The organism is Weissella diestrammenae (assembly GCF_014397255.1).
Classification (GTDB): Bacteria; Bacillota; Bacilli; order Lactobacillales; family Lactobacillaceae; genus Weissella; species Weissella diestrammenae.
Window position 1 is genome coordinate 1,395,238 of sequence record NZ_CP060724.1, and the last position, 24,664, is coordinate 1,419,901.

Consider the following 24,664-nt stretch of genomic DNA (forward strand, 5'->3'; position numbering starts at 1 on the left):
TGGCAGCAAATGACAAATAAAATGTTATATTTTATTATTTTTTGGTTCTTTATTCTTAGTGAACAAGTTTGGAGAAGTTGAGGTGATTTATGTTAACTGCTGTCGATGTAACTGGTAATACGATATTAGCAAGAGATGCGCAGAAAAAACAAAATTATTTTTGTCCAGCTTGTCGACAAAGGGTTTGTTTACGACTTGGACAAATTAGAGTTCAGCATTTTTCACATGTGCAGATAATGACGTGTCGTGCAATGAGTGAGGGTGAGTCGGTTGAGCATCTATTTGGTAAACTACAGCTACATACTTATTTTGTGAGTTTGGGGTATCAAGTGACCCTTGAAAAGTTTTTACCCGCTATTCAACAGCGACCAGATCTGGTTGTTGAGAGCCAGGGACGGTGTTTTATTATTGAATTTCAATGTGCACCAATTAGCTTTGAAACAATTAAGAAAAGAAATACTGGATATGCCAGAATTGGGCTTCAGGTCTTTTGGATTCTGGGTACACCATATCAGAAGCAGAACTTAAGGCAGACAACGATGGCGAAATTCGCTCAAATTCAGCAGAATCATTTGGGCTTTTATTACTGGGTATCTCAGCCATCTGGGGGGATTTACAGTGGCAAGAATGGTCGCAAGTTGATGGAATTAACGGCAAAAATCAAATGATGACACCCGAAAAAATAGTAAAAAAGCAAATTTATCAAATTCAATTACGCTTACTGCGTTCGGAAGAAAGCTTGCGCTCATTGGCTGAAAAAGTCTGTCAACAAGGACGCATTCTCACAGGAGTTCCTTGGTGTGTTCATAACTTTGAAAAATTACCTGGTGGATTAAAAAATGATCATTGGCTGACGAAATTATCAGTCTTATTGGCTTTAGAAGGTGGGGCCAAATCAATTGACCAATTACTGACGGTCATTAGGCAAAATAGATGGTATCAATTTGCCTCGGAGGATGTTTGGCAAGTGCAGTTGCTTTGGCTGAAATTTGTGTTGTGGCAGTGGTTGAGGCAAAAAATTATTCGGTATCAGAATGGTTTGTTTTTCTTACGAATACAACCTAAATGGTATTCAGATTATCAAGACAAACAAAAGTGCTTCACAGATTTTATTGAGTTTTACACACAGTAACCGAAATAATGATAGAATTATCATTAAATCAATTAAGAAATCGAAGGAGTGTATTTTATGGTGAAGCAAATTCCAACGCGCGATGAAGTAGCGACAGAAAAGACATGGGATCTATCAACAATCTTCCCATCAGATGAAGCCTGGTTTGATGCCGTTGATAAAATTGAATTAGCGACTGAATCATCAGATGAGTATGCTAAAAAAGTGACTCAAAGTGGTCAAGATTTATATGATGGATTAACATATGGTCTGCAATTGATGCGCCAATTAGAAAAAGTTTATGTTTATGCGTCAATGAAGGCTGACCAAGATACAACCAACACATTTTATCAGGGCTTGAACGCACAAGCAGGTGCTTTGGCAGCTAAAGTATCTGCAGCAATTGCTTTTTTTGATCCAGCTATCGTTGCTTTAACTGATAGTGAGATAAAGCAATTATTTGCGGACGAGCCGCGCTTAAACGATTTTAAGCACTATTTTAAGGCTATTTTAATACAAAGAGGGCATGTGCTTTCTCGTGAGTCAGAAGAATTATTAGCGGGGGCTTCTGACATTTTCAATGCTTCCCAAAATACATTTAGCATTCTTGACAATGCTGATATTGAATTTGGTACAGTGGAAAACGATGAGGGCGAGATAGAAAAACTAACCAATGGTGTTTATAGTCGCTTGCTAGAGTCGGTAGACCCCGTGGTTCGAAAGAATACGTTTACCACTTTTTATGAGGCGTATATTAAGTTGCAAAATACGTATGGCACGTTAATTAGTAGTCATGTAAAACAACAAAATTATCTGGCTCGGGTGCATCATTATTCTTCAGCACGTGAAGCAGCATTGGCGCAAAATTTTGTACCTGAAAAAGTTTATGACACGTTAGTTGAGGAAACACATCGGGCTTTACCACTATTACATCGTTATGTGGCACTTCGTAAAAAATTGCTTGGTTTATCAGAATTACATTCGTATGATTTATACACACCAATTTTAGGGACACCTGATTATCAGATTGATTATGAAACGGCTAAAGCCGAAGCCTTAGAAGCGTTGGCACCATTGGGTAAGGACTATCTTGATGTTGTGAACCAAGCGTATGATAATCGATGGATTGATGTTGTGGAAAATAAAGGTAAACGGTCCGGGGCATACTCTGGTGGTTCATATGATACAAAACCATTTATTCTCTTAAATTGGGTGGATAACCTCAATAATCTGCATACATTGGTGCATGAGATGGGACATTCAGTGCATAGCTATGAAACAAGGCAAAATCAACCATATCATTATGGTGATTATCCAATCTTTTTAGCTGAAATTGCATCAACGACAAATGAAAATTTATTGACTGATTATTTGTTGAATAAAATTGAAGATAAGGCATTACGAGCCTATGTCTTAAACCAATTTTTGGATGGTATGAAAGGCACAATGTTTAGACAGACACAATTTGCTGAATTTGAGCAGTGGATGCACGAAGAGGACGCAGCTGGGACGCCTTTAACAGCAGATGTACTAAATCAGGCATATGCAGAATTAAACCAAACGTATTATGGACCAGCATTGACAGTTGATACTGAGATTGCTCATGAATGGGAGCGTATCCCGCATTTCTACTACGATTTTTATGTTTTCCAGTATGCGACCGGCTTTGCAGCAGCAACTGCATTTTCAGAACAAATTTTGCATGACGGACCAGAGGGTGTTGCAGCCTATAAAGGCTTTCTAAAAGCAGGATCATCAGATTTCCCGGTAGATATTGTGAAACAAGCTGGCGTAGATATGACAAAGCCAGATTATCTGCGTGAAACATATCGTATTTTTGAAGAACGTCTAAATGAGTTTGAACAATTGGTAGATGACTTGGCATAGTCAAGAACATAGATCAAATATTGCTTCCAAGAATGTTGGTCAATGAAAGGATAGCTTAGGATATCCTTTTCTTTCCGGTTGACAATCAATTCAAATAGGAGATGTTATTGGTTTGCACCGGCCGATGAGAAAATCATTGTTATTTTTCTGTATGAAATGTTTGTCGCAATCAGTATCGGTTACTGACATGAGAAATTTGTCATGCCTCAACTATGATGTAAGTGTTTAGAGTTTAGTTAAAACCCAGAAATCCTATAATCTAAACGTTTTAAGGAATAGAGCAATCTGTTCTTTTTTTCTGTTTTTTGAGAGATGGTTGAATAATGGCGCGTATAACATCATAGTAAGTTGAATCGAGCGAAAGATTTTTTTGAATCCTAAAATTCTTTTTTGAAAACAACAGTTTTTATCAATCTATGGGAGTAAAATCCAAATTAGCCTATGAAATTTTGAAAGACCGTTTTGAGCTTTCAATCAATAACAGATGGGTTGATCAAGAAGGGAAAAAAATCAGTGAACATTTCTAAAAAAATACGCACCAAAAATATGCATTGTGGCAAGCAGAATCAATTTATAAAAGTAAAATCAAACAACGTTTAGATTATCTATTAATGTGTAGTTTTGATTTAGATGATTTTAAAACAAAAGCTCAAGTATTGAAATAGTTAATCAATTTTATGAAGTGAAACAATTCGGTAAGCAAGGCTATTCGTAAATGTGAATCAAATACTAAAACTTCCTGAAAATCGAACAAAAACAAGGTGATAAATGTCCGAGAAATCAGACGAAAGAAAATGGTGTGAAATTTGCGAGTTTTTTTTGAGAACAAATGTAAAAACTACTTGTTTAATTTATTCTTAAACATTAATATTCTTTTTAAGCGTTAATTAATATTTAAATTGTTTTTACTGATCGTGTCTGTTATTCAGTGTATAAGGTGATTGATTGACGTATTAGGTTGTTTTTTAGTTTCTTGTTGTGAATGTAATATTACATTCAAGAAAAATGGAGATTTTTACATGAAGAAATATATTTCAACTTTTTTGGCTACATTCACTTTAGTATCTTCGGTGTTGGTTCCGATTGTGCCGGCTTTACTGATGATGTTGCAAGCAATACATATACAATGACTAATGGTAAATCAGTGACTATTATGGATAAAGACATCGTCGATGCAACTGAGACTAAAGGTGATCGTTCAGAAGTTAGTACGGGAACAGAGGAACGTAATACCATTATAGATGGTGCGACTGCTCTTGTACCACTTGTTGATGGAAAGTGGAATAAAGTAAAAAATAGCTTGAGAGATATCAATGGGATATTGAGGACAAATCACGGTTATCATATTACAGGAGGAATACAAGCTGTTACGCCGGATTATCAACAATCGAGCAATGGTTGGTCGTGGCAAAGTGGAAAACAATCTAATTTAATCGTGGTGGGATACAATTATCAAAAATCAATTGCGATGTATGATAATTTGGGTATTGCAATGGGACTTGTTGATGTGACTGTTGCGTTACCATCGTTGTTTGTAGGACCAGTTGCTGGATTTGTAATTGGATTAATTACAGGTAAAGGAACTAGTTATATCAACAGTCATTTTCTAGCACCAGATCGGAATGCTTTTGATAAGGCAACAGACCGTGGGTTTGGAACTGTTCTTACTAAAAATGTAAATACTGCTAGTTTGTATGATTATTTTTACAATGACAGTTGGCAAACTCCGCAAGCTGCATTATCAGTTCCGGATGGCTCAGATAAACGTACGCCTTCTAATTGGCCTGGAGGAGCTGCGGCGATTAAGAAAGACTTTTACGGTGGTTGGTCATGTGACTATACAACAAGTGGTCGTTGGGTAGGAACAAATAGGAACCCAAACAATAATAGGGCTTAATTATTATGAATAAGAAATTAAGATGGCTATACTATTGTTTTCTTGTACCAGGAATCATTATCTTAGCAGAGGGATATAATAAGACTGGAGTGGTGATTATGACTATTGCAGGTTGTATTATTGTGTATGATTACGTCAATCGGAAATAGAGATTGAATTTCCTTTGTTGGCTTTTAAATATTTCAGTGAATATAGTCTTTAAAAATAAATCCAATTATTAACGGTTTTTGGTGAAATTATTTGGAAGCACTTTCTATTTATGCTACATGTAAGTTACAAAAAAATTGAACCGCAACAGCGCTGGCTCAACTTTCACAATTTAAGCACTGAACCTGCTCAAATCATTAACTTAATTCTATAAATTTAAAAGAGTAAAATAAAGGCCAAAGATTAGCAGGACTAACTTTATCCTTTTTATATTCTTAAAAAACTTTGATGTAAGGATAATGAGCTTTAACTAAATTTCCGACACATACAACTATGATTGATTAGTTGCTCAAATTTGAAATTAGGTCTATAATTTACTTTCGTAAAGTTTGGGTAGAAAAAACGGATGAGACTTGTTAAGAAAGCCACGGTTAATGGGATGTGGTCGAGTTAATCCGTGGGGAGCTATTCAAAAAACTAGATAAATAAAAGCTGTCGAATTCATTCGGAAGCAGGGTGGAACCGCGTTTTAGATAACTATAACGTCCCTGCATTAATCGTGTATTATGCATGATTAATGCAGGGGCTTTTTCTTGTTTAAGATTAGAGAATCATTTATATTGCATCGGAATTGAGTTGGATGAGCTATTAGTGAAAGGAAATAAAATGACAGAAAAATTATCGGTTCAAGATATTATTTTGAAATTACAAGGATTTTGGGCGGCACAAGGTGCGATGTTAATGCAAGCATATGACACAGAAAAAGGTGCAGGGACGATGTCGCCATATACTTTTTTACGCGCTAACGGGCCTGAACCATGGCATGCTGCATACGTTGAGCCGTCACGCCGACCAGCTGATGGTCGTTATGGCGATAATCCAAATCGACTTTACCAACATCATCAGTTTCAAGTTGTGATGAAGCCTTCGCCAGATAATATTCAGGAATTATACTTAGAATCACTCAAGACTTTGGGAATTGACCCATTGGAACATGACATTCGTTTTGTTGAGGACAATTGGGAAAACCCGTCAATGGGTGCAGCTGGTATTGGTTGGGAAATTTGGCTTGATGGGATGGAAGTCACACAATTCACTTATTTCCAACAAGTTGGAGGTATTCAAGTTGATGCAGTCACCTCAGAGATTACCTATGGTTTGGAACGGTTATCGTCATATATTCAAAACGTGCCAACCGTATACGATTTAGAGTGGGGAAATGGCGTACTTTATGGTGACATTTTTAAAGAACCTGAGTTTGAACACTCAATGTATTCATTTGAGGAATCAGATCAAGCGATGCTATTACGTCATTTTGATGAGTATGAGGCTGAGGCAACGCGTTTACTAACCCTTGGTCTCGTCCATCCTGCATATGATTACATTCTAAAATCATCACATACATTTAATTTGTTAGATGCGAGAGGAACGGTTTCCGTTACTGAACGTGCAAAATATCTGAGCCGTATTCGTAAAATGGCTCGACAAGTCGCACGTGCTTTTATTGACGAACGGAAAAAATTAGGTTTCCCACTCCTAAAAGACGAAGCACTTCGAGCAAAGTATTTACCAATCGTTGAGGAGGAAAATTAAAATGGCAAACTTTTTATTAGAAATTGGTCTTGAAGAAGTCCCCGCACATTTGGTGACGCCTGCCATTAATCAGTTAGTCACACGGGTTGCCGATTTTTTTGAATCCGAGCGATTACCATATGGCGAAATTCAACATTATTCAACACCTCGCCGCTTGGCGGTTATTGTGACCGATGTTGCAAAACAAGCGGCCGATATTGAAGAAGAGATGAAGGGGCCGATTAAAAAGGCGGCTTTAGATGCAAATGGCGAATTTACTAAAGCAGCCGAGGGATTTGCGCGTGGTAAAGGTATGCGAACTGATGATATTGTTTTCAAAACCTTTAATGGACAAGAATTTGTCACATTAACTCGTCATGAAACTGGAAAGTCTGCTGAAGAGGTGCTAGTTGGTATGCAACAAGTTGTTGAAGCCATGACATTCTCAACGACTATGAAGTGGGGACGACATACTTTTGAATATGTTCGCCCAATTCGTTGGCTTGTTGCATTATTAGACGACAAGATTATTCCATTCCAGATTTTAGATGTTGCAACTGGACGTCAAACCCGCGGACATCGTTTCTTAGGAAAGTCGGTCGATATCCAAAATGCGTTGGATTATGTTGAAGATCTAAAAAACGTCTTTGTGTTAGCTGACGCTACTGAACGTCGAGCGGTGATACAACAGCAGGTTGAAACAATTGCAAAACAGCATGATTGGCAAGTTGTTATTGATGACGAATTGTTAGAAGAAGTGAACAATATCGTCGAATATCCAACAGCATTTTCAGGTAGTTTTGATGCTAGTTATTTAGAAGTACCAGATGAAGTGTTGATTACATCAATGAAGGCGCATCAGCGGTTTTTCCATGTCGTCGATATGAATGGTGAATTATTACCACATTTTATTTCTGTTCGTAATGGAAATGACCAGTATCTTCAAAACGTTATTGCAGGAAATGAGAAGGTCTTGGTTGCCAGGCTAGAAGATGCAAAGTTTTTCTATCATGAAGACCAAAAACATGATATTGCCTTCTATAATCAAAAGTTATCAGTTGTTTCATTCCATGAGAAATTAGGGTCAGTTGCTAATCATACACATCGTGCAAAAGCTATTGCATTGACGCTTGCGTCACAATTGAATTTAGATGAAGCACAGCAAGTACAATTAGCGCGTGTAGCCGATATTTATAAATTTGATTTAATGACTGGTATGGTCGGCGAATTTGATGAATTACAAGGTGTGATGGGTGAGAAATATGCGCTCATTTTTGGAGAAACACCTGCTGTGGCAACGGCCATTCGCGAACATTATATGCCAACCACGGCTGAAGGGGAGTTGCCAACCACGATTTTGGGCAAAATATTGGCTTTGGCTGACAAGTTGGATACATTATTGGCCTTCTTTGCAGGCGACATGGTACCTTCCGGTTCAAATGACCCTTATGCATTACGACGTGCAGCTACTGGTGTTGTTAATATTATTTCAGCAAATCAATGGGAACTTGACCTGAATCAAATTTTGACAACTTTTGTCGATGATGTACAACAAGCGCCAGATCATTTGGGATTGCCTGATAATATTGCCACAGTATTACCAGATAATATTCAAACGGTCATTAATTTCTTGAAGGACCGTATTGTAAAGCTATTGCAAAATGATATTCGACGCGACATTGTTGAAGCCGTGGTGCAGACACAAGGCGCTAACGTAAGTGACATGATCATGACAGCGCGTGTATTACAAGCACATAGCAGTGATGCCAATTTCCGTGAGGGTGTTGAAGCCTTAACACGTGTTTTGCGTTTAACTAATAAAAATACAATTCAAGGTGAAGTTGAACCTGAAAAATTTGAGAACGACTCTGAACGTCAGTTGTTTAGTGATGTTAGCCAAATGACTATCAATTCACCAGAAGAATGGCAAAATCATTTATGGGCACTTCAACCAAGTATTAATCACTATTTTGATGAAACAATGGTTATGACAGATGATGTTGAGTTGCAACAAAATCGTTTGCGGACACTTAATTTAATTGCCCAACAAGCGCATCGTTATGCAAATTTGATGGCGTTACAAGTTAAGTAAGCAAGGTTGACTTGAACTGTGTTTGATAGTTCTTGTTAGGTCAATAAAGAAAGTGAGATGGACATGCTTAAAAAATTGGAACAGTTTCCTATTTGGCAACGTAATATGTACGTCTTATGGGTTGGAGTATTTTTAACAGGCGCAGGCTTGAGTATGGTCAATCCGTTTCTATCATTGTATATTGATACACTAGGCAATTTCACAAAATCAGAATTGAGTTTGTACTCTGGTGCTACGTTTGCCATTAGTTTCCTCATGATGGCGATTGTTTCGCCATTATGGGGGAAATTAGCGGATTTAAAAGGCCGCAAAAAGATGATTTTACGTGCTGGAATTGGGATGAGTATTGTCTTTATTGGCATGAGTGCAGTTAGTAATGTCTGGGAACTCATGTTATTGCGCGCGCTTCAGGGGGCATTTGGTGGATTTATTTCTAATTCGAATGCCCTCATAGCATCTGAGACACCATTAGAACGATCAGGCTACGCAATGGGAGTCATGATGACCGGATCTACTGCTGGTACCTTATTAGGTCCGTTATTTGGTGGGATGATGGCTGATGCATTTGGTTATCGCTATTCATTCATGCTAACAGGCGGCTTAATTCTGTTGTCGACGATTTTGGTTTTGCTGTTAGTGAAAGAAGTTTTTGTTCCGGTCAAACGTGGCGAAACGCTTTCACGACAAGCTGTGTTTAAAACACTGAAATATCCTGGTGTGATGAAGGGCTTGTTTTTTACAACCATGATGATTATGACTGTCAATCAATCGATTAACCCAATTCTTGCATTATTTGTACGTGAATTAAATCATCACGGGTCAAACACCGCATTATTGGCTGGGATTGTCGCAGCCACACCGGGTGTTGCCGCGTTGATTGCAGCGCCACGACTCGGCCGTTTGGGTGATAAATTAGGGACATCCAAAGTTATGATGTTTGGTTTTGGATTAGCATTTATTGTCTTCCTACCAATGGGATGGGTTTCTGCCGTTTGGCAACTGGCCGCTTTGCGCTTTTTCATTGGCATTTCAGATTCAACGATGATGCCTGCATTGCAGACATTGATTACGAAGACAGCACCGCATGAGGTTGTTAGTCGGATGTTTGCCTATAATCAAAGTTATCAGGCGATGGGCTCTGTGATTGGACCAATTATCGGTGCAGTGGCCACTAGTTTCTTTGATTATCGAGGCGTATTCATTATTTCTGGGCTAATCATTGGTATTAACGGTATTTGGTTTAGATACAATACGCGACAATTACGTGAGGATGGTATCGCATAATATCACACGGATTGATCGACTAGGCTCAAATCTAAAAATGATAAATCTCTTATAAAAACGTTCTAAATGTTGTTGTTGACGATTTGAATAATTATTTCTAGCTTGAACTGGAAAAGAATGCTTTACATTTATTAAGAATGCAGTATCATAAGTAACAATAACTTTTATAAAAAAATAACAGTTTTGCAGATATATACTTGGGAAAATGGCCCGAGAGTTTCTAGCACCCCCAAAAGTGGTGACTATCCGCAATTGCTTTTTGAACTTCAAACCTTCGAAACACATTTGTGGTAGTCATACCACCAGTGTGTTTTTTTATAATTTCGTCAGGATATTATTTTAGGAGGATTTATTTCATGGTTTTGAATGGTGTGACGCAAGGTGGTTTTGCTAATAAGGTAGTGCAGTTGGGACTGACATTTGATGATGTGTTAATGGTGCCAGCAGCATCCGCAGTTTTACCAAATTCAGTGTCATTACAAACAAATTTAACACCTACTTTGAGATTAAACATTCCAGTTTTATCTTCCGCAATGGATACAGTAACTGAGTCACGTTTAGCAATCAGATTGGCACAATTGGGTGGCATGGGCGTTATTCATAAGAATATGCTAATCGAACAACAAGCAGCCGAAGTTAAACGAGTCAAGGCGGCACCAGTTGATCTTGGCTTGAATCCTGCCGCTGCGACTGATAATGAGGGACGTTTATTAGTTGCTGGTGCAGTGGGTGTCACCTCAGACACGATTAATCGGGTTGAAGCATTGTATCAAGCTGGGGTCGATGCAATTGTCCTTGATTCGGCACACGGCCATTCTGAAGGGGTTTTGAAGAAGGTACGCGAGGTACGGACCACTTTCCCACAAATCAATATCATTGCTGGTAATGTGGCAACTGGTGCGGGAACACAAGCCTTGTACGATGCTGGGGCTGATGTGGTAAAAGTTGGTATTGGTCCTGGTTCAATTTGTACAACACGGGTCGTTGCAGGGGTTGGCGTGCCACAAATTACGGCCATCTTAGAAGCGAGTGCAGTTGCAGCACAGAATGGTAAAAGTATCATTGCAGACGGTGGGATGAAATATTCTGGTGACATTGTTAAGGCGATTGCCGCAGGTGGAAATGCTGTGATGCTTGGTTCAATGTTAGCTGGAACTGATGAGACCCCCGGTGATGTCATTGAAGATGAAAAAAATGGTAATAAATATAAGTCATATCGTGGTATGGGATCAATTGCGGCCATGGAAAATGGCTCAAAAGATCGTTATTTCCAAGGTGAAATCAATGAAGCTAATAAAATGGTCCCAGAGGGTATTGAAGCACGAACTGCATACAAAGGGACATTAGCTGATGTGATTTTCCAAATTATTGGTGGTCTTCGTTCAGGTATGGGATATACGGGTGCTGGTTCAATTAATGACTTAATTGAAAAAGGTCAATTTGTTCAAATTACTGGTGCAGGATTAATCGAATCACATCCACATGATGTCGAAATAACTGCTAAGGCACCAAATTACTAAACATGAGTTATAACAAAATAAGCGTCAATCCTTTTGGATGACGCTTATTTTGTTATGATAAATCTAATTATTTATGATGATGAACGAGCTCAATTCAATGAATTGAAGAAAATTGTAAAAAACATCTGCTATTCATGATAAACTAAAGATATTATCAATTGATGGGGGAAAGCATGTACTTTAAGTATTTACGCGTCTCATGGTTGCATCCTATTTTAGCTTTTTTGGCGTTGCTAGTAGATGGTGCAATTGCCTTACATGGCGCTCAAATTTTATATCGATTACCAATGTCTGCGAGTCCATATCTTGTGTTGCTAGTTTTGTTAATGCCAATTTTATCAGGTGTGATTAGAACACAGCCTGAGCAGCGCAGTAGTGTTTTTATGACGGCCTTCATTATTGGCTTAATATATGACTTATATTTCACTGGCTATGTTGGCGTATCAATGATTGGCTTCCCATTGGTTGTTTGGTTTGCAGAATGGATTCAACGTTATTTTGAGCAGTCATATCTATGGGAAATGGCTATATATTTTATGGTTCTTAGTGTCTATCTAGTGTATGATTATCTGGCTTTTGGGGTAATTAATGTGGCAAATATGAATTTACAAAATTTTGTTATTTTTCACATGTTCCCGTCAATTTTGGTCAATATGATAATTTTCATTTTGACATTTACATTTTTGAACTGGGTGTATCAGGGTGCCCGAGAACCAAATCTTGCGAGTTATCATGTTGAGGATCGACAAATTAATGACCGAATGCCGTTAAAAAGGCGTTCATCTCGATAAGGTAATGGTTGGATGTGACGATTATTTGAGCAATCGATTGAAATAAAATCAGCGAGAAGTACCATTGCCATAAACAACAGCTTGTATCTTTTTGTGTTAGAAAATAATCATAAGCATTCAGTATTTGTATCAGACGAATAATATTCGTGTGCAGATGCTTTAAAGGACAGAGTAATCTGTTCTTTTTTTATATTTTGCAGTTGTTGATTAATCCTATATCAAGAAAGATGGCAAATGTCCGTCAAATTCATAGCGGTTTGATTCCGAAAAGGAAATTTGAAGATAACAAATGGCTCAAACACAGGATTCATCCAGTTGTAAATGGGGAAAAGATATAGGTTTGATGTGGCTAGAAAGCTTGCTCAATCAGATTGCTTGAATTTAAAAATTAAACGTTTTTTGAAAGGCACTGAAAGTAAAATACTATCAAGCAATTAAATAATAGCGAACATGCGTTGCTGATTGTGTCCGGTTTTTCGGAAGAAAACGTAATTAAAATGAACTTTCTACGTTGGATTTGTGAAAGGTTCATGAATGTTATTTACGGGCTGTGAAATGGGTGCTAAGGTTTAAATTAATTGTGCGAGATACTGGTGCTATATTTAATTTTTAGGAGATTTTTATGTTCAAGATTAAAAAAGCCAAATTGTTGAGTTGTGGAGTGGCTTCGGGGTTGTCATTGTTGCTGTTGTCTGCTTAGTTTGTATCTTTAATTAAAGCTGATGAAGCACAACCTTCAAATAATACATTTGACGGTGGGAACCTCTTTAGAGAAAAAGGTATTAATGATTATATTAAAGAATACAAAGATGAAGATGCTAGAGGAATAGTTAAGGTTAAAAAAATAGATGGTAGTTCAGTATTTGAAAATAAAGCTGATGCAAAACAAAGTGATGTAAATATTGTCGGAGGTGCAAGTAGCGTTGGTGTTATGCCGACTGCTGATAGTCGTATTGACGGAACGCTTGCATGGAGTTATCAAAATTCATTGAGAACATTTAATTATTTAAATAATAATACAGCAGCGGTTATTTCTGTGAGTGTGGGTGGCGGTGTTGCTGCATCGTTAACACCAGCACAAAATACAATTGTGCGAGCATATTTTGACTGGGTTACAGATAACGGATTTGGTTTACAAATAAGCAATGCATGTTTTATAAATCCAGCCTCTGGGTCAATAAATTGGTGGTGTAATGATTCGTATCCAACTCAGTCAGCTGCAGTGAATGTTCCGTCGGCACCTGATATTTGGGATACAGCAAATAGTGGAAATAAAAGAAAAATAACTGTGAAACATTGGTCTGAATTAGGATGAATATCAACGGCTTTTTATGGTGGATGGTCTTGTGACTATGCTGGCACTGCTCGAGGAGCAGCTTGGGCAGGTGTTGGTAAAGGACATAAATAAAAATTAAATGCGAATCAATTATTTGAGGGCTTATTATGAATAATAAAAAATTAAAAAAATTTATTTTGATTGTTTTTTGTTTATCTTTGACTTATTTCGGGCTAGTAAATCCATCTGTTGAAGGTAGTTCATTTAAGGGTGATTATTTATTGCCATGTTTGGCAGCAAAATCAGCTATAAAACAACAAAAAAAGTTTCCACAAGCAGATGTAAAATATAAGAATACATTAGCATGGAGTTACCAACATAGTGTTGATGCATACAATTATTTGAATGAGTTATCAGATAATTCCATTAACTTAATTGCAAAAAAGGGAATAGTTAATAATTATAGTAAAAATAATACAACTTTAAAAGCATTATTCAAATATGCCATTTCTAATGGTTTTGGATTACAATTGAGCGTTGCAGGTTTTGAAAACACCAGCAATTTAAAGAAAAATTTTTGGTGTAACGATTCTTTTCCCGATCGAAAAAGTGCGTGTAAAATTGAGGGCATTCCCACTGTGTGGGACACCCCAAACAGCGGGAACAAAGGGGAAAAAACTGTTAAATACTGGTCTGAATTAGGAAATATCCCGACAGCTTTTTATGGTGGATGGTCGTGTGATTATGCGGGCACTACAAGAGGAGCTGCGTGGGCAGGAGTAGGTAAGGGGCATAAATAAATTTGTGCTATATCGGTATACATAATGATTCGAGGATAAATAATGAACAAAAATAGTATGTTGGCTAGCCGTGCTGGTACTACAGATGAGTACGGGTTTTGGGTATGCCAGTGGGAGTACGATTGATTTAAATCACGTAACGTACATACTGGCAAAAGCTGGTGTGAATATTATTGAACCTTAAAAAATTTTTTCTAAAACGAATACAATCTAAAAAAATACGGCCGCATGGCACTATAAAGATTCAGTTAAGGCATATATATATTTAGCTTTATTACCAATTTCGGCAACAAAATGAATGGCAGCAGATAATATTTCGACCATATATTACCCGAAAAAAGGAGAACTTTATTAAAATCTCTTTTGAAGTCAGACTATTGGTGTAATGATCCTGTTTCGACGCTTCAAAAGGCGGTGAATCAAAAAATGGTACCTGGCGTTTGGGATACTGCTAATAGTTCGAATTTAGGTAAGAGAACAGTTGCACATTGGTCAGAATTAGGTGGTATTTCGACAGCTTTTTATGACGGTTGGTCTTGTGATTATCATAGAGATGGCACTTGGGTAGACGTTGGTAGTGTTAAGAATGTTGATTAAAGATCGAAACACTGCAAGCATAATGTGCACATTTCTATTTTTTATTGCTTCATCAAGGGCTTTTTAATAATGTGGGTCATTCACCCGCGTAATGATGTTGATGATGCAAGGGGTCAAGTTGAAAAAGAATCATTGCCTGCCGGTCGATTTGTTTCATTTGTTAGTAATAAAATCGCTTTATGCCATGGGAAAGCCACTTTTAGTTAAATGTCGCCACAGCCTATCGAACATATATAGTTGACATTTATGGTGGTTTCGCTTATTCTTACAACATAAATTGATTTTGAGTAGAAGAGTAGATAAGGTTGTTTGCAAAGAGAGTTGCGCCGAAGTTGAGAAGCAATCAAGCCCCTTATTCGAACCACACCTATGATTAGTCGGAACATCATGTTCACGGGTCATTTCGTTATCAATGTGCGCCAAATATTATTTGGGGTATGAGTACTGAACAGTAATGTTTAGTAAAATTGAGGTGGAACCACGATTTTTATCGTCCTCAGGTCATCGATTCGATGGCCTGAGGACTTTTTGCATTTAAAAAGAAATGTTGAGGATATGATGATGAACTATATTTGGTCAATTATGCCAAGTTTGATTACTGGATTAAAAATGACTGTTGGTGTTTTTGCACTCACCTTATTGGGCGCAATTCCGTTAGGTGTTTTGGTTGCAATGGCTTTACGTTCAGAAATTTTTCTATTGCGTTGGGTCATGAATGCATATATCTGGATTATGCGAGGTACCCCGTTATTATTGCAGATTGTCTTTGTTTATTACGGGTTAAGCCTAGCACATATCGCCACACTACCTAGATTTGAAGCAGCAGTGATGACTTTTATTTTGAATTATGCGGCTTACTTTGCTGAAATTTTCCGTGGTGGGTTACAAAGTATCCCGCAAGGACAATATGAAGGTGCGCAGGTTTTGGGCTTTAAGCCGTGGCAGACCATGAAGAAAATAATTCTGCCGCAAGTAACAAAAATTGTAATGCCATCGGTGGGAAATGAAGTTGTTAATTTAGTTAAAGATTCATCATTGGTTTATGTGATTGGAATTGGTGACTTGATGCGAGCTGGAAATATTGCAGCAGCACGAGATGTCACCTTGATTCCATATTTATTAGTCGGTGTTTTGTATCTATTGTTAACCATCGTTGCAACTATGATTATGCGTCGAATTGAGAACAAATTAAACTATTATCGTTAGAACGGAGGCATTAAGATGCTCGAAATAACCAATTTAAGTAAATTTTACAGTGAACGTACTATTTTTAAAAATCTGAGTTTAAAAATTGAACCAGGTGAAGTATTGACAATTGTTGGACCATCAGGTATTGGAAAGACAACATTTTTACGCATTATCGCTGGTTTATTACCTGCTAATTCTGGTTCTATTAAATTAGATGATGAATTATTAGATATTTCGGGTCATCGATTGAATGCAAAAGTAGGGGTTATTTTTCAAGATTTTAATCTTTTTCCAAATTATACGGTTAAAGAAAATATCACGTTGGCGCCAATCACAGTTGCTAAAAAAACAAAGCGAGAAGCCGAAGTCGAAGCTAGCCAGTTATTATCCGATTTAGGTTTGTCAGAGCAGGCAGATTTATATCCGTTCCAACTGTCTGGGGGTCAAAAGCAACGTGTGGCGATCGCAAGAGCCTTAGCGATGCATCCTGGTATTTTGGCTTATGATGAACCAACATCTGGTTTGGATGAGGAATCAACTCAGCGTGTCGCAACGGTGATCTCAGAGTTGAAACAAAAAGGTGTGACACAGTTAGTGGTGACACACGATTTAGCATTTGCACAAACCATTGCAGATGAAACGCTCGATTTTGGACATGAGGTGAATCTAGGATGACAAAACAAAAAAAGTTTTTTTGGAATAGTGTCGTAGCATTGATATTAATTGTGATTGGCGGCGTAATTTTCTTTCGCATTCATCAACAATCGGATACGTGGGCTAAAACCACAGCTAATAAACAACTTGTTGTGGGGGTAGATGATACATTTGTACCAATGGGATTTCGTGATAAAAATGGAAAATTAGTTGGCTTTGATGTTGACTTAGCTCGAAAGACGATTCAGTCTTTGGGCTTTAAAGTTAAGTTTCAACCAATCGATTGGTCTATGAAAGAGACTGAGTTAAAAACAGGCCACATTGATATGATTTGGAATGGGTATACAATTACACCAGATCGGCAAAAAAAAGTAGCTTTTTCAAATTCATACCATTCAGATAAACAAGTCTTGGTGACTATGCGGACGAATCAAATTGTGACACCACAGGATATGGTAGGGAAAACGCTAGGATTACAAACTGGTTCTTCTGGTATGTTAACTTATGACGCGCAACCTAAAGTTTTGAAAAATTTTGTTAAAAGTGCTGTTCAGTATGATACTTTTGATAAAGCATTGACTGATTTGCAAGTTGGTCGGATTCAAGCAGTTTTGATTGATAGTGATTTTGCGCGTTACTATGTGGCGCACGAGGCGGACCCAGATCAATTTGCGATTCTTGATTTGAGTTATCCAGCTGAGCAATTTGCGGTCGGATTCCGGAAAAAAGATATGACGCTGCGCCGGAAAGTCAATGCACAACTTAAAAAGTTTGCGCAAGACGGAACCCTAGATAATATTTCAAAGAAGTATTTTGGAACGGTTAATCAAAAATAATTAAGATAGAATATAAGTTATAAGGTATAATCTTGATAATTCATATTTTTTAAGAGGTTTGGGACAAATGCAAGAAAAAACAGCCATGTCATTCAAATGGCTATTGACAGCAAGTTTTATTAATAGTTTTGCGTTGGGTTTTATTTGGCCACTAACGTCAATTTATTTACATGATCAATTACATCAGACATTGGTTGTAATTGGTTGGGTGATGTTAGCCAATGCTTTAGGGCAGATGATTGGTAGTGTCATTTCAGGACGTTTATTTGATCGGTTCGCGCCATTTGTTTTAATTCAAATTGGGGTTGGCGTGATGATCGTTGCCCAAGTAGCTTTTATTATTTGGCATAGTTGGCCAGTTTATCCTTTAATTTTAGTCGTTACTGGCTTGTTTAGTGGGTGGAATACCGCTGCGATTAACTCGTATGGTACGCAGATTAATAATCGTGATGGGCGCTATGTTTTTAATATGTTATATTTCATTGCTAATTTTGGGATGGTTTTTGCGACAGCGATTGTTGGTCCAATTTACGCATTTGGGATTATTTGGTTATTTGTTATCTCATTGGTAATGTATTCATTTTTGTTTTGGATTATTCGACGGCATTTTAACTTCTCAATTGCCAGAACAAAAGCAGATGTAAAAATCAGTTTGGACCAACAACTATCAGTCTGGAATAAACGTTTGATTTGGACCGTTATTATTGGTCTTGGTATTCTTTGGATTTCATATTCGCAGTGGTTAGGTAATTTATCTGTTTATATGTCGGATGTTTTATCATTACCACTTTGGCAATATTCAATGTTGTGGACGATTAATGGCTTATTAATTGCAGCCATCCAGCTCACAATGAATGGATTGAATTTAGTCGCTTCTCGGCGAGCAATGTGGATTCAAATCTTTGGAGGTATCGGTTTCTTTGGGTTAGCATTCCTTGTATTACCGTTTGTCAATAATTTTACCGGCTTTGCCATTGCAATGATTATTACAACATTTGGCGAAGCAACTGCTTTTCCAATGATTCCCGCACTAATTAATGAATTGACACCAAATGGGTTAAAAGGTCGTTTTCAAGGGTGGGCAGCAGCTGCACCTTCTGCTGGACGCGCCTTTGGGCCTTTACTTGGTGGCCTGATGATTGAACACAGTGGTTACCATCAGATGTTCTTTGCTGCAGCGGGTATTGTGCTTTTGGCCTTAATCGGTGTCGCGATTATGGTGATGTGGGGTTATCGCTTCACAACGCATTATGAACAATAAATATATGTATCAAAAAAGTCTCTCACGCAATTGATTTGGCGTGGGAGACTTTTTATATTGAATTATAATTTAAATATGTGAGAGAGTTCTTTATTGAGTTGATGGCGTTGATGAAGAGACACTTGGTGCCGAACTTGACGCCGGCTCAGAAGACGAAGATGAAGACTCACTTGATTCTGAGCTTGATGATGATTTACTTGTCGATGATGAACTTGAATAAACATAGTTACCACGGACACGATTAGCAAATGGATCAGTAAACTTGGCATTACCACTCACTTCATATTCTGTTTTACCATATTTTGACACTTTTTTGACGGTACTTGGTTGTTTCCAATCAGAACCATCACGATTATCACGACGCATAACATATTGCATAATGGTGTCATAAATTTCATTTGGTAGGTGGGCAGTTGTCCCAGTTAGACCATTCAGCGGTGTTGCTGTTTTGTTTGGTTCTTTATAACCAGTCCAAACTGAGATTGAAGCAGACTTAGTAAAGCCAGTGAACCAGAGGTCAGTCGCAGCTGAACTAGGGTAGCCAGAATCAGACGCATATGCGACCGTTCCAGATTTAGCACCTTGTACATAGCTGCTGTGGACGTAATTTTGGAAGCCTAAACTAAAGGTACCTGTTGAGGTTAATACTGATTGAAGCATACTATTCATCATGAAAGCGGTAGAAGTTTTCATAGCACGTTTACCAGTGCTTTCTAAATTATGCACCTTACCGTCTTGAGTTGTAATGGTATTGATGTACGCTGGTGCATAATACATGCCACCGTTTGCGAAAGCCGCAAAGGCTGTAGCAGCTTGTTCAGTTGAAATATTAAAGCCAATGGCTGAGCTACCTTCTAACGAGACGTCGATGCCAAGCTTTTTCAAAAAGGCAGTTGCGTTTGAATAGCCGACAAATTCATCAGTACCACCGTTAGGTAAAATACTTTGTCCCTGTAAGGTATGTAATGCCGGAACGTTTAACGAACGTGAAAGGGCATTGCGCATAGTGACATAAGGTTGTCCGCTTTGTTTAGAATAAGGTTGAAGATTTGACATACCGGCATCACCAGCATAAATACTGGTTCCAGCATATTTAAATGATGTTGAGTCGTCAACCGCGCGATAAGTTGGCCAGTTAAGATTTTCAATTGCAGGCGCGTAATCAACGAGTGGCTTAACCGTTGATCCACCTGAGCGGCCAGTTGAAGTCGCCAAGTTACTTAGGCTCAGACCTTCTTGCTTTCGATTACCAATTTGAGCAATCACATCACCAGTTTGTGGATCCGTAATGGTTAATGCGGCTTGTACCTCATCATTTGGATAAGGAATACCATATTGATTACTGGCTGATGCGTTGACCACATCATAGGCCTTTTGTTGAATGTCTAAATCGAGATTTGTTTTGATTGTTAATCCGTCTTTGTTGACATCATATTTTTTTGCCTTTAATTCACTAAGGACGGAAGTAATGTATGAATCAGATACTTTTCTGACTTGTTCGGAATCTTGTTCATCAGTGTGTTCGGTTAGTAAACCATCATCGATAGGGACTTGTTGATATTTTTTAGCTTCTGATTTCGTGATAGCGCCAGATTCTGACATCGCTTGTAAGACCTGATCACGACGATATTTGGCACCTTTTGGATTGGTGTAAGGGTCGTAGCCTGACGGTGATTGTGGCAACCCAGCAATCAATGCAATCTGTGGCACGGAGAGATCTTTCATCTCTTTTCCAAAATAATATTGCGCAGCAGTCTTCATACCATAAACGCCATTACCTAGGTAAACTTTATTCATATAAAGTGTTAGAATTTGTGCTTTTGAATATTCTTTTTCGATACGCGTTGCGAGCCATGCTTCTTGTGCTTTTCGCTTAAACGTTTGATCGCTGACCGCTGATGAGAAGACAGTTTGTTTAACCAATTGTTGCGTTAGTGTAGAACCACCTTGAAGTCCAAGTGATGAACCAGTAACGTTTGCAAAGGCCGCACCAATAATACGTTTCAGGTCGACACCACCGTGTTGATAAAAACGACGATCTTCAATAGCAACCACAGCTTCTTTCATGAGTTTTGGGTACTCGGCTTGCTGTGCAATTTCTCGTTTTTGGTTACCGCTAGTCCAAATGACTTTATTATTGGCATCAACCATTGTTGACTGAGATGTGCCAACTAATTGCTGATTAGTTATTTTGGGTGCTGATGAGGCCCAAAAAGCGAATACTGCGCCACCAATTACGGTGCCCACGACACCGAGGCCGACTAATGTTAGCAAGATTGCACGAGTGATTTTAAAAGCCTTTGAATGATTTTTTTTAGTCGTTTTTTTCTGACGGCCGTTTCGAGCAGCGCGCGATAGTTGTTGATCAGACATAAAACATAGTCTCCTTAAATGTTCTGTTCTTTAATTAATTCATCAACGGCCTTTAAATAAGGTAACGTTAAGTTGATAGCATTTGGTATTTTTTTACCGTGTGTCGCAATAATCTGATAAGGAATTGATTTTCGTCCATCAGCTTGATTATGCCAATAATCAATTAAGATGCTAGCAGGTAGGACAAAATCCTCTCGTAAACGAGTGAAGCGAATGATTAAAAAAGCGACACCACCTAATTTGACAATTTCGGCCAAATGTTTCACCTGATGGGAATGAACATTTTGGAGGGGAAAAGAAGTGGTTTGATTAGTTTCCTTAGCATCAAAATCAATATATTTTCCTTGATAAATCCCATTATAGTCAGTTGTTGAGGCTTGTCGAAAGTAAGCTTCTGTAATTTTGGCCGCTGATCGCTTGGGATAATTGACGTTCACGATTTGAATCGGGGTTGGTTTTTTATGAATATTGGCCAACCCGTGCGTGCGATAGTAGCTATTTGCTTGATTTAACTCACGTTCAAGTGACATACCGCGATTACTTTGAGAAACCGTCAAGTTTTGTTGTAACGACGTTACATTCTCTGGTGGCACAAATTGTCGACCATTTGGATAATTAATTGTCAAAAGAGTACCTCATTTCTCAGATAATCGATATAATTATACCAAAATGCGAGCTAATAATGAAATAAAGAATGGAATGGTAAAAATGCAAAGGATATGGATAACGGGGTTTAAAGCTTTCGAATTGGGATTATTTGGTAATAAAGATCCTAAAAAACAAGTTTTATTGTATGCGTTAAAGCGATTAATGGTACAACAAATTGAGGATGGCCTTGAGTGGGTAATCACAGGTGGTCAATTAGGAATCGAACAAATAGCGATTGAAGCAGCGATGACCTTAAAGCCTGATTATCCTGAATTGAAAGTGGCTATGATGCTTCCATTTACTGATTTTGGTGCACAATGGAATTCCCAGAATCAACAGCAATTAAATCTTTGGCGCGATCAGGTGGATTTTGTCGGTTATGTCAGCCAAGAAAAATATTCAAATGCTGGACAACTCCAAAGTTATCAAAATTTTATGTTAAATCACACAGATTGCGGGCTTATTTTTTTTGATGAACAAGCGACACAAAGTACCGCCCGTTATGCTTTTCAAGGTATGAAACAATATTCAAAAACAATGTCTTATCCGGTTACTCAAATCGACTTTGATCGCCTCCAGGAATATGCAGATGAATACGCAGAAAGTTTAAATGATTGGTAAGATGCGCGATAGATTATTGAGTCACGGATGAAAGTTTGGCTAGAAACTGGTAAAATAAATATATTAACCGAACTTAAAGGAGCAGCATGATGGAAAAAGTGCGTCATACAGTTGAAGATATTTTTAATAAGGATTTCAAAAAAACCGCCATTCAAGGCTATAATCCTAAAGATGTTGATAGTTATTTGGATGAATTGATGGCTGATTATCAAACTTATGAGAATAATATCCAAGAGTTAGAAACAACAATTGAAAAGCAGAAACTCGAAATTGCTGAATTAACGAAACGTGCTAACGCAAACGTTAATCATAGTACTGCCAGCGTGATTGCACCAGCAGCTAATAGCAATATGGATATTCTTAAGCGATTATCTAATTTGGAACGACGTGTTTTCGGTACACCAGCTGAAGTTGCTCAAAATCAAAGTGGAAACGAAGCACAATAAGGTGTATAATTTTCTATGATGTGTTGGTGGGTAATTGCGTGTTGCTGATGTAACATGAGGAAAGTCCATGCTCGCACTGACTGTGATGTCAGTAGTGTTCGTGCTAGCTGAAAAAATAAGGCTAGGCAGCCAGAAATGGTTGACGGCCAATGAAAGACCTAAAGGTAACTATGGTTGAGTAGTTGTGAAAGTGCCACAGAAACGAGCCAGTGTAGAAATATATTGGATGGAACGCGGTAAACCCCTCGAGCGGGCAACCCAAACTTTGGTAGGGGCGCTTGATCTAGTGAACTGAAACGATGATCGGGGAGACTTAATTGTCTGAGATAGATGATTACCACTACTTAATTAATTGCCAATTTTTAAGTAGAACAAAACATGGCTTATAGCTGACACATCCGGCAGCCGACACTTTAGGGTGTCGGCTTTATTTTTTAACAAATGAAGATTTAGACCAAATTATGGTTGTGGTGCTAATGATAAAGCTTGAAAGTATAACCTGTTGTTGTAATTTGATGAGGAGAATGAAATGGATAGACAATATAAGCTAATGGCTGTCATGGGTGCTGGATTAGAAGCGCTAGTCGCCAAAGAACTAAAGGATTTAGGCTATGCAGTGCAAACTGAAAACGGCCGCGTTTTTTTTGAAGGGACACTTGCTGACGCATATCGTGCCAATTTATGGTTACGGGTTGCTGATCGGATTAAGATTGTGTTAACAGAGTTTGATGCACGAACATTTGATGACTTATTTGAAGGTGTTAAACGTTTTCCTTGGGAAGATATTTTGCCATATGACGCTGTTTTCCCGGTTAATGGCCGTTCTAAGCAGTCAATTTTACATTCAGTACCGACAGTCCAAAGTATTACCAAAAAAGCGATTGTTGATCGTTTGTCAGGCACATATAATACGCGAGGACACTTACCTGAAACTGGGGCACGTTACGTCTTAGAAACGGCCGTTGATAAAAATCATGTGATGGTGACGCTTGATACAACTGGTGATTCGTTATTCAAACGTGGCTATCGAACCGAAAAAGGTGGCGCCCCATTAAAAGAAACGATGGCAGCCGCGATGGTTGTTTTGGCGCATTGGTTTACTGATAACCCATTTGTTGACCCAGTGACAGGCTCAGGTACTATTCCGATTGAAGCTGCATTGATTGGTCGTCATATCGCACCTGGTCTCAATCGAGATTTTGATCTCGTTCATTGGGACATGTTTGATACAACAATCGCTAAGGCGCAAAAAGAAGCCGCACAAAAGCAAATCAATTTTGATGTTGAATTAGATATTAGTGGTTTTGATATTGATGAAAATATGATTGAAATTGCTAAAGCAAATGCTGACGCCGCAGGGGTTGGAGAAGATATCACGTTTAAGCAATTAGCGGCTAAAGATTGGATAACCACGAAGAAAAATGGTGTTCTAGTCGCCAATCCTCCATATGGTGAGCGTTTAGGCGATGAAGAGACTGCACGCCGTTTGTATGCTGAAATGGGACATGTTTATCAAGGATTATCGACGTGGTCAAAATATATCTTAACGAGTGATGAGGGCTTTGAAACAGCTTATGGGCAAAAAGCCACGAAAAAACGAAAATTATACAATGGTGCATTAAAGGTCGATTTGTACCAGTATTGGGGTAGAAAGGAACGATAA

Annotated in this window: 22 protein-coding genes, 1 other RNA gene and 1 riboswitch; of the genes, 21 read left to right on the forward strand and 2 right to left on the reverse strand. The window is 38.2% G+C overall.

Annotation, left to right across the window (positions count from 1 at the left end; genetic code table 11):
* The first annotated feature begins 89 nt into the window (after positions 1-89).
* From H9L19_RS06950 to H9L19_RS07030, 17 genes are all read left to right on the forward strand, one after another.
* A complete protein-coding gene (locus H9L19_RS06950) occupies positions 90-668 on the forward strand; it encodes a competence protein CoiA (protein WP_187528939.1) in 579 nt (192 codons plus the stop codon).
* Entirely contained in the window at positions 665-1,132 is a 468-nt protein-coding gene (locus H9L19_RS06955) for a hypothetical protein (protein WP_187528940.1), read from the forward strand. The genes H9L19_RS06950 and H9L19_RS06955 overlap by 4 nt, the downstream gene beginning before the upstream one ends.
* A gap of 57 nt (positions 1,133-1,189) precedes the next feature.
* Complete coding sequence (gene pepF, locus H9L19_RS06960; RefSeq protein WP_187528941.1) at positions 1,190-2,998, forward strand: oligoendopeptidase F; 1,809 nt, start codon at positions 1,190-1,192, stop codon at positions 2,996-2,998.
* A 416-nt stretch (positions 2,999-3,414) separates the two neighbouring features.
* A complete protein-coding gene (locus H9L19_RS08520; RefSeq protein WP_187528942.1) occupies positions 3,415-3,525 on the forward strand; it encodes a replication initiator protein A in 111 nt (36 codons plus the stop codon).
* Between the two features lie 599 nt (positions 3,526-4,124).
* Positions 4,125-4,895, forward strand: coding sequence for a hypothetical protein (locus H9L19_RS06970; RefSeq protein ID WP_187528943.1), 771 nt, complete (start codon positions 4,125-4,127; stop codon positions 4,893-4,895).
* A gap of 813 nt (positions 4,896-5,708) precedes the next feature.
* Entirely contained in the window at positions 5,709-6,635 is a 927-nt protein-coding gene (gene glyQ, locus H9L19_RS06975) for a glycine--tRNA ligase subunit alpha (RefSeq protein WP_187528944.1), read from the forward strand.
* A gap of 1 nt (position 6,636) precedes the next feature.
* Positions 6,637-8,706 carry a glycine--tRNA ligase subunit beta gene (gene glyS, locus H9L19_RS06980; RefSeq protein ID WP_187528945.1) on the forward strand — a complete coding sequence of 690 codons (2,070 nt, stop codon included), beginning with the start codon at positions 6,637-6,639 and terminating at the stop codon, positions 8,704-8,706.
* A gap of 63 nt (positions 8,707-8,769) precedes the next feature.
* Complete coding sequence (locus H9L19_RS06985; protein WP_187528946.1) at positions 8,770-9,990, forward strand: MFS transporter; 1,221 nt, start codon at positions 8,770-8,772, stop codon at positions 9,988-9,990.
* Positions 9,991-10,157: 167 nt separating this feature from the next.
* Positions 10,158-10,255: riboswitch (purine riboswitch) on the forward strand.
* Between the two features lie 91 nt (positions 10,256-10,346).
* Positions 10,347-11,510 carry an IMP dehydrogenase gene (gene guaB / locus H9L19_RS06990; RefSeq protein ID WP_187528947.1) on the forward strand — a complete coding sequence of 388 codons (1,164 nt, stop codon included), beginning with the start codon at positions 10,347-10,349 and terminating at the stop codon, positions 11,508-11,510.
* 173 nt (positions 11,511-11,683) lie between these two features.
* Entirely contained in the window at positions 11,684-12,301 is a 618-nt protein-coding gene (gene mreD / locus H9L19_RS06995) for a rod shape-determining protein MreD (RefSeq protein WP_187528948.1), read from the forward strand.
* A 931-nt stretch (positions 12,302-13,232) separates the two neighbouring features.
* Entirely contained in the window at positions 13,233-13,616 is a 384-nt protein-coding gene (locus H9L19_RS07000; protein WP_187528949.1) for a hypothetical protein, read from the forward strand.
* A 128-nt stretch (positions 13,617-13,744) separates the two neighbouring features.
* On the forward strand, positions 13,745-14,377 hold the full coding sequence (locus tag H9L19_RS07005) for a hypothetical protein (protein WP_187528950.1): 633 nt from the start codon (positions 13,745-13,747) through the stop codon (positions 14,375-14,377).
* Between the two features lie 363 nt (positions 14,378-14,740).
* On the forward strand, positions 14,741-14,974 hold the full coding sequence (locus H9L19_RS07010; protein ID WP_187528951.1) for a hypothetical protein: 234 nt from the start codon (positions 14,741-14,743) through the stop codon (positions 14,972-14,974).
* A 561-nt stretch (positions 14,975-15,535) separates the two neighbouring features.
* Entirely contained in the window at positions 15,536-16,180 is a 645-nt protein-coding gene (locus H9L19_RS07015; RefSeq protein ID WP_187529953.1) for an amino acid ABC transporter permease, read from the forward strand.
* 15 nt (positions 16,181-16,195) lie between these two features.
* Positions 16,196-16,837, forward strand: a complete 642-nt coding sequence (locus H9L19_RS07020; protein WP_187528952.1) for an amino acid ABC transporter ATP-binding protein — start codon at positions 16,196-16,198, stop codon at positions 16,835-16,837.
* A complete protein-coding gene (locus tag H9L19_RS07025; RefSeq protein WP_187528953.1) occupies positions 16,834-17,652 on the forward strand; it encodes an amino acid ABC transporter substrate-binding protein in 819 nt (272 codons plus the stop codon). Before H9L19_RS07020 ends, H9L19_RS07025 begins: the two co-directional genes overlap by 4 nt.
* 67 nt (positions 17,653-17,719) lie before the next feature.
* Positions 17,720-18,913: an MFS transporter gene (locus H9L19_RS07030; protein ID WP_187528954.1), complete on the forward strand. Its 1,194-nt coding sequence runs from the start codon at positions 17,720-17,722 to the stop codon at positions 18,911-18,913.
* 90 nt (positions 18,914-19,003) lie between these two features.
* Here the strand turns inward: H9L19_RS07030 and H9L19_RS07035 are convergent, their stop codons facing one another.
* Positions 19,004-21,286, reverse strand: a complete 2,283-nt coding sequence (locus H9L19_RS07035; RefSeq protein WP_187528955.1) for a transglycosylase domain-containing protein — start codon at positions 21,284-21,286, stop codon at positions 19,004-19,006.
* A 14-nt stretch (positions 21,287-21,300) separates the two neighbouring features.
* A complete protein-coding gene (gene recU / locus H9L19_RS07040) occupies positions 21,301-21,912 on the reverse strand; it encodes a Holliday junction resolvase RecU (RefSeq protein WP_187528956.1) in 612 nt (203 codons plus the stop codon).
* A gap of 73 nt (positions 21,913-21,985) precedes the next feature.
* On the opposite strand from recU, the gene H9L19_RS07045 reads away from it, so the two are divergent.
* The 4 genes from H9L19_RS07045 to H9L19_RS07060 all read left to right on the forward strand — a co-directional run bounded on the left by H9L19_RS07045 (position 21,986) and on the right by H9L19_RS07060 (position 24,664).
* Positions 21,986-22,555, forward strand: a complete 570-nt coding sequence (locus tag H9L19_RS07045; RefSeq protein WP_338061915.1) for an SLOG family protein — start codon at positions 21,986-21,988, stop codon at positions 22,553-22,555.
* Between the two features lie 86 nt (positions 22,556-22,641).
* Positions 22,642-23,001 carry a cell division regulator GpsB gene (gene gpsB, locus H9L19_RS07050; RefSeq protein WP_243198160.1) on the forward strand — a complete coding sequence of 120 codons (360 nt, stop codon included), beginning with the start codon at positions 22,642-22,644 and terminating at the stop codon, positions 22,999-23,001.
* Between the two features lie 22 nt (positions 23,002-23,023).
* An RNA gene (rnpB, locus tag H9L19_RS07055) (RNase P RNA component class B) lies at positions 23,024-23,392 on the forward strand.
* 138 nt (positions 23,393-23,530) lie between these two features.
* The gene (locus tag H9L19_RS07060) at positions 23,531-24,664 is read left to right on the forward strand and encodes a THUMP domain-containing class I SAM-dependent RNA methyltransferase (RefSeq protein ID WP_187528957.1); all 1,134 of its coding nucleotides are present in this window, start codon (positions 23,531-23,533) and stop codon (positions 24,662-24,664) included.

What these genes read in the sequence shown, in the direction of transcription:
- H9L19_RS06950 (WP_187528939.1), top strand. Translation starts at nt 90, where the DNA reads ATGTTAACTGCTGTCGATGTAACTGGTAATACGATATTAGCAAGAGAT.
- H9L19_RS06955 (WP_187528940.1), top strand. Translation starts at nt 665, where the DNA reads ATGATGACACCCGAAAAAATAGTAAAAAAGCAAATTTATCAAATTCAA.
- pepF (WP_187528941.1), top strand. Translation starts at nt 1,190, where the DNA reads ATGGTGAAGCAAATTCCAACGCGCGATGAAGTAGCGACAGAAAAGACA.
- H9L19_RS08520 (WP_187528942.1), top strand. Translation starts at nt 3,415, where the DNA reads ATGGGAGTAAAATCCAAATTAGCCTATGAAATTTTGAAAGACCGTTTT.
- H9L19_RS06970 (WP_187528943.1), top strand. Translation starts at nt 4,125, where the DNA reads ATGACTAATGGTAAATCAGTGACTATTATGGATAAAGACATCGTCGAT.
- glyQ (WP_187528944.1), top strand. Translation starts at nt 5,709, where the DNA reads ATGACAGAAAAATTATCGGTTCAAGATATTATTTTGAAATTACAAGGA.
- glyS (WP_187528945.1), top strand. Translation starts at nt 6,637, where the DNA reads ATGGCAAACTTTTTATTAGAAATTGGTCTTGAAGAAGTCCCCGCACAT.
- H9L19_RS06985 (WP_187528946.1), top strand. Translation starts at nt 8,770, where the DNA reads ATGCTTAAAAAATTGGAACAGTTTCCTATTTGGCAACGTAATATGTAC.
- guaB (WP_187528947.1), top strand. Translation starts at nt 10,347, where the DNA reads ATGGTTTTGAATGGTGTGACGCAAGGTGGTTTTGCTAATAAGGTAGTG.
- mreD (WP_187528948.1), top strand. Translation starts at nt 11,684, where the DNA reads ATGTACTTTAAGTATTTACGCGTCTCATGGTTGCATCCTATTTTAGCT.
- H9L19_RS07000 (WP_187528949.1), top strand. Translation starts at nt 13,233, where the DNA reads ATGCCGACTGCTGATAGTCGTATTGACGGAACGCTTGCATGGAGTTAT.
- H9L19_RS07005 (WP_187528950.1), top strand. Translation starts at nt 13,745, where the DNA reads ATGAATAATAAAAAATTAAAAAAATTTATTTTGATTGTTTTTTGTTTA.
- H9L19_RS07015 (WP_187529953.1), top strand. Translation starts at nt 15,536, where the DNA reads ATGAACTATATTTGGTCAATTATGCCAAGTTTGATTACTGGATTAAAA.
- H9L19_RS07020 (WP_187528952.1), top strand. Translation starts at nt 16,196, where the DNA reads ATGCTCGAAATAACCAATTTAAGTAAATTTTACAGTGAACGTACTATT.
- H9L19_RS07025 (WP_187528953.1), top strand. Translation starts at nt 16,834, where the DNA reads ATGACAAAACAAAAAAAGTTTTTTTGGAATAGTGTCGTAGCATTGATA.
- H9L19_RS07030 (WP_187528954.1), top strand. Translation starts at nt 17,720, where the DNA reads ATGCAAGAAAAAACAGCCATGTCATTCAAATGGCTATTGACAGCAAGT.
- H9L19_RS07035 (WP_187528955.1), bottom strand. Translation starts at nt 21,286, where the DNA reads ATGTCTGATCAACAACTATCGCGCGCTGCTCGAAACGGCCGTCAGAAA.
- H9L19_RS07045 (WP_338061915.1), top strand. Translation starts at nt 21,986, where the DNA reads ATGGTAAAAATGCAAAGGATATGGATAACGGGGTTTAAAGCTTTCGAA.
- gpsB (WP_243198160.1), top strand. Translation starts at nt 22,642, where the DNA reads ATGATGGAAAAAGTGCGTCATACAGTTGAAGATATTTTTAATAAGGAT.
- H9L19_RS07060 (WP_187528957.1), top strand. Translation starts at nt 23,531, where the DNA reads ATGGATAGACAATATAAGCTAATGGCTGTCATGGGTGCTGGATTAGAA.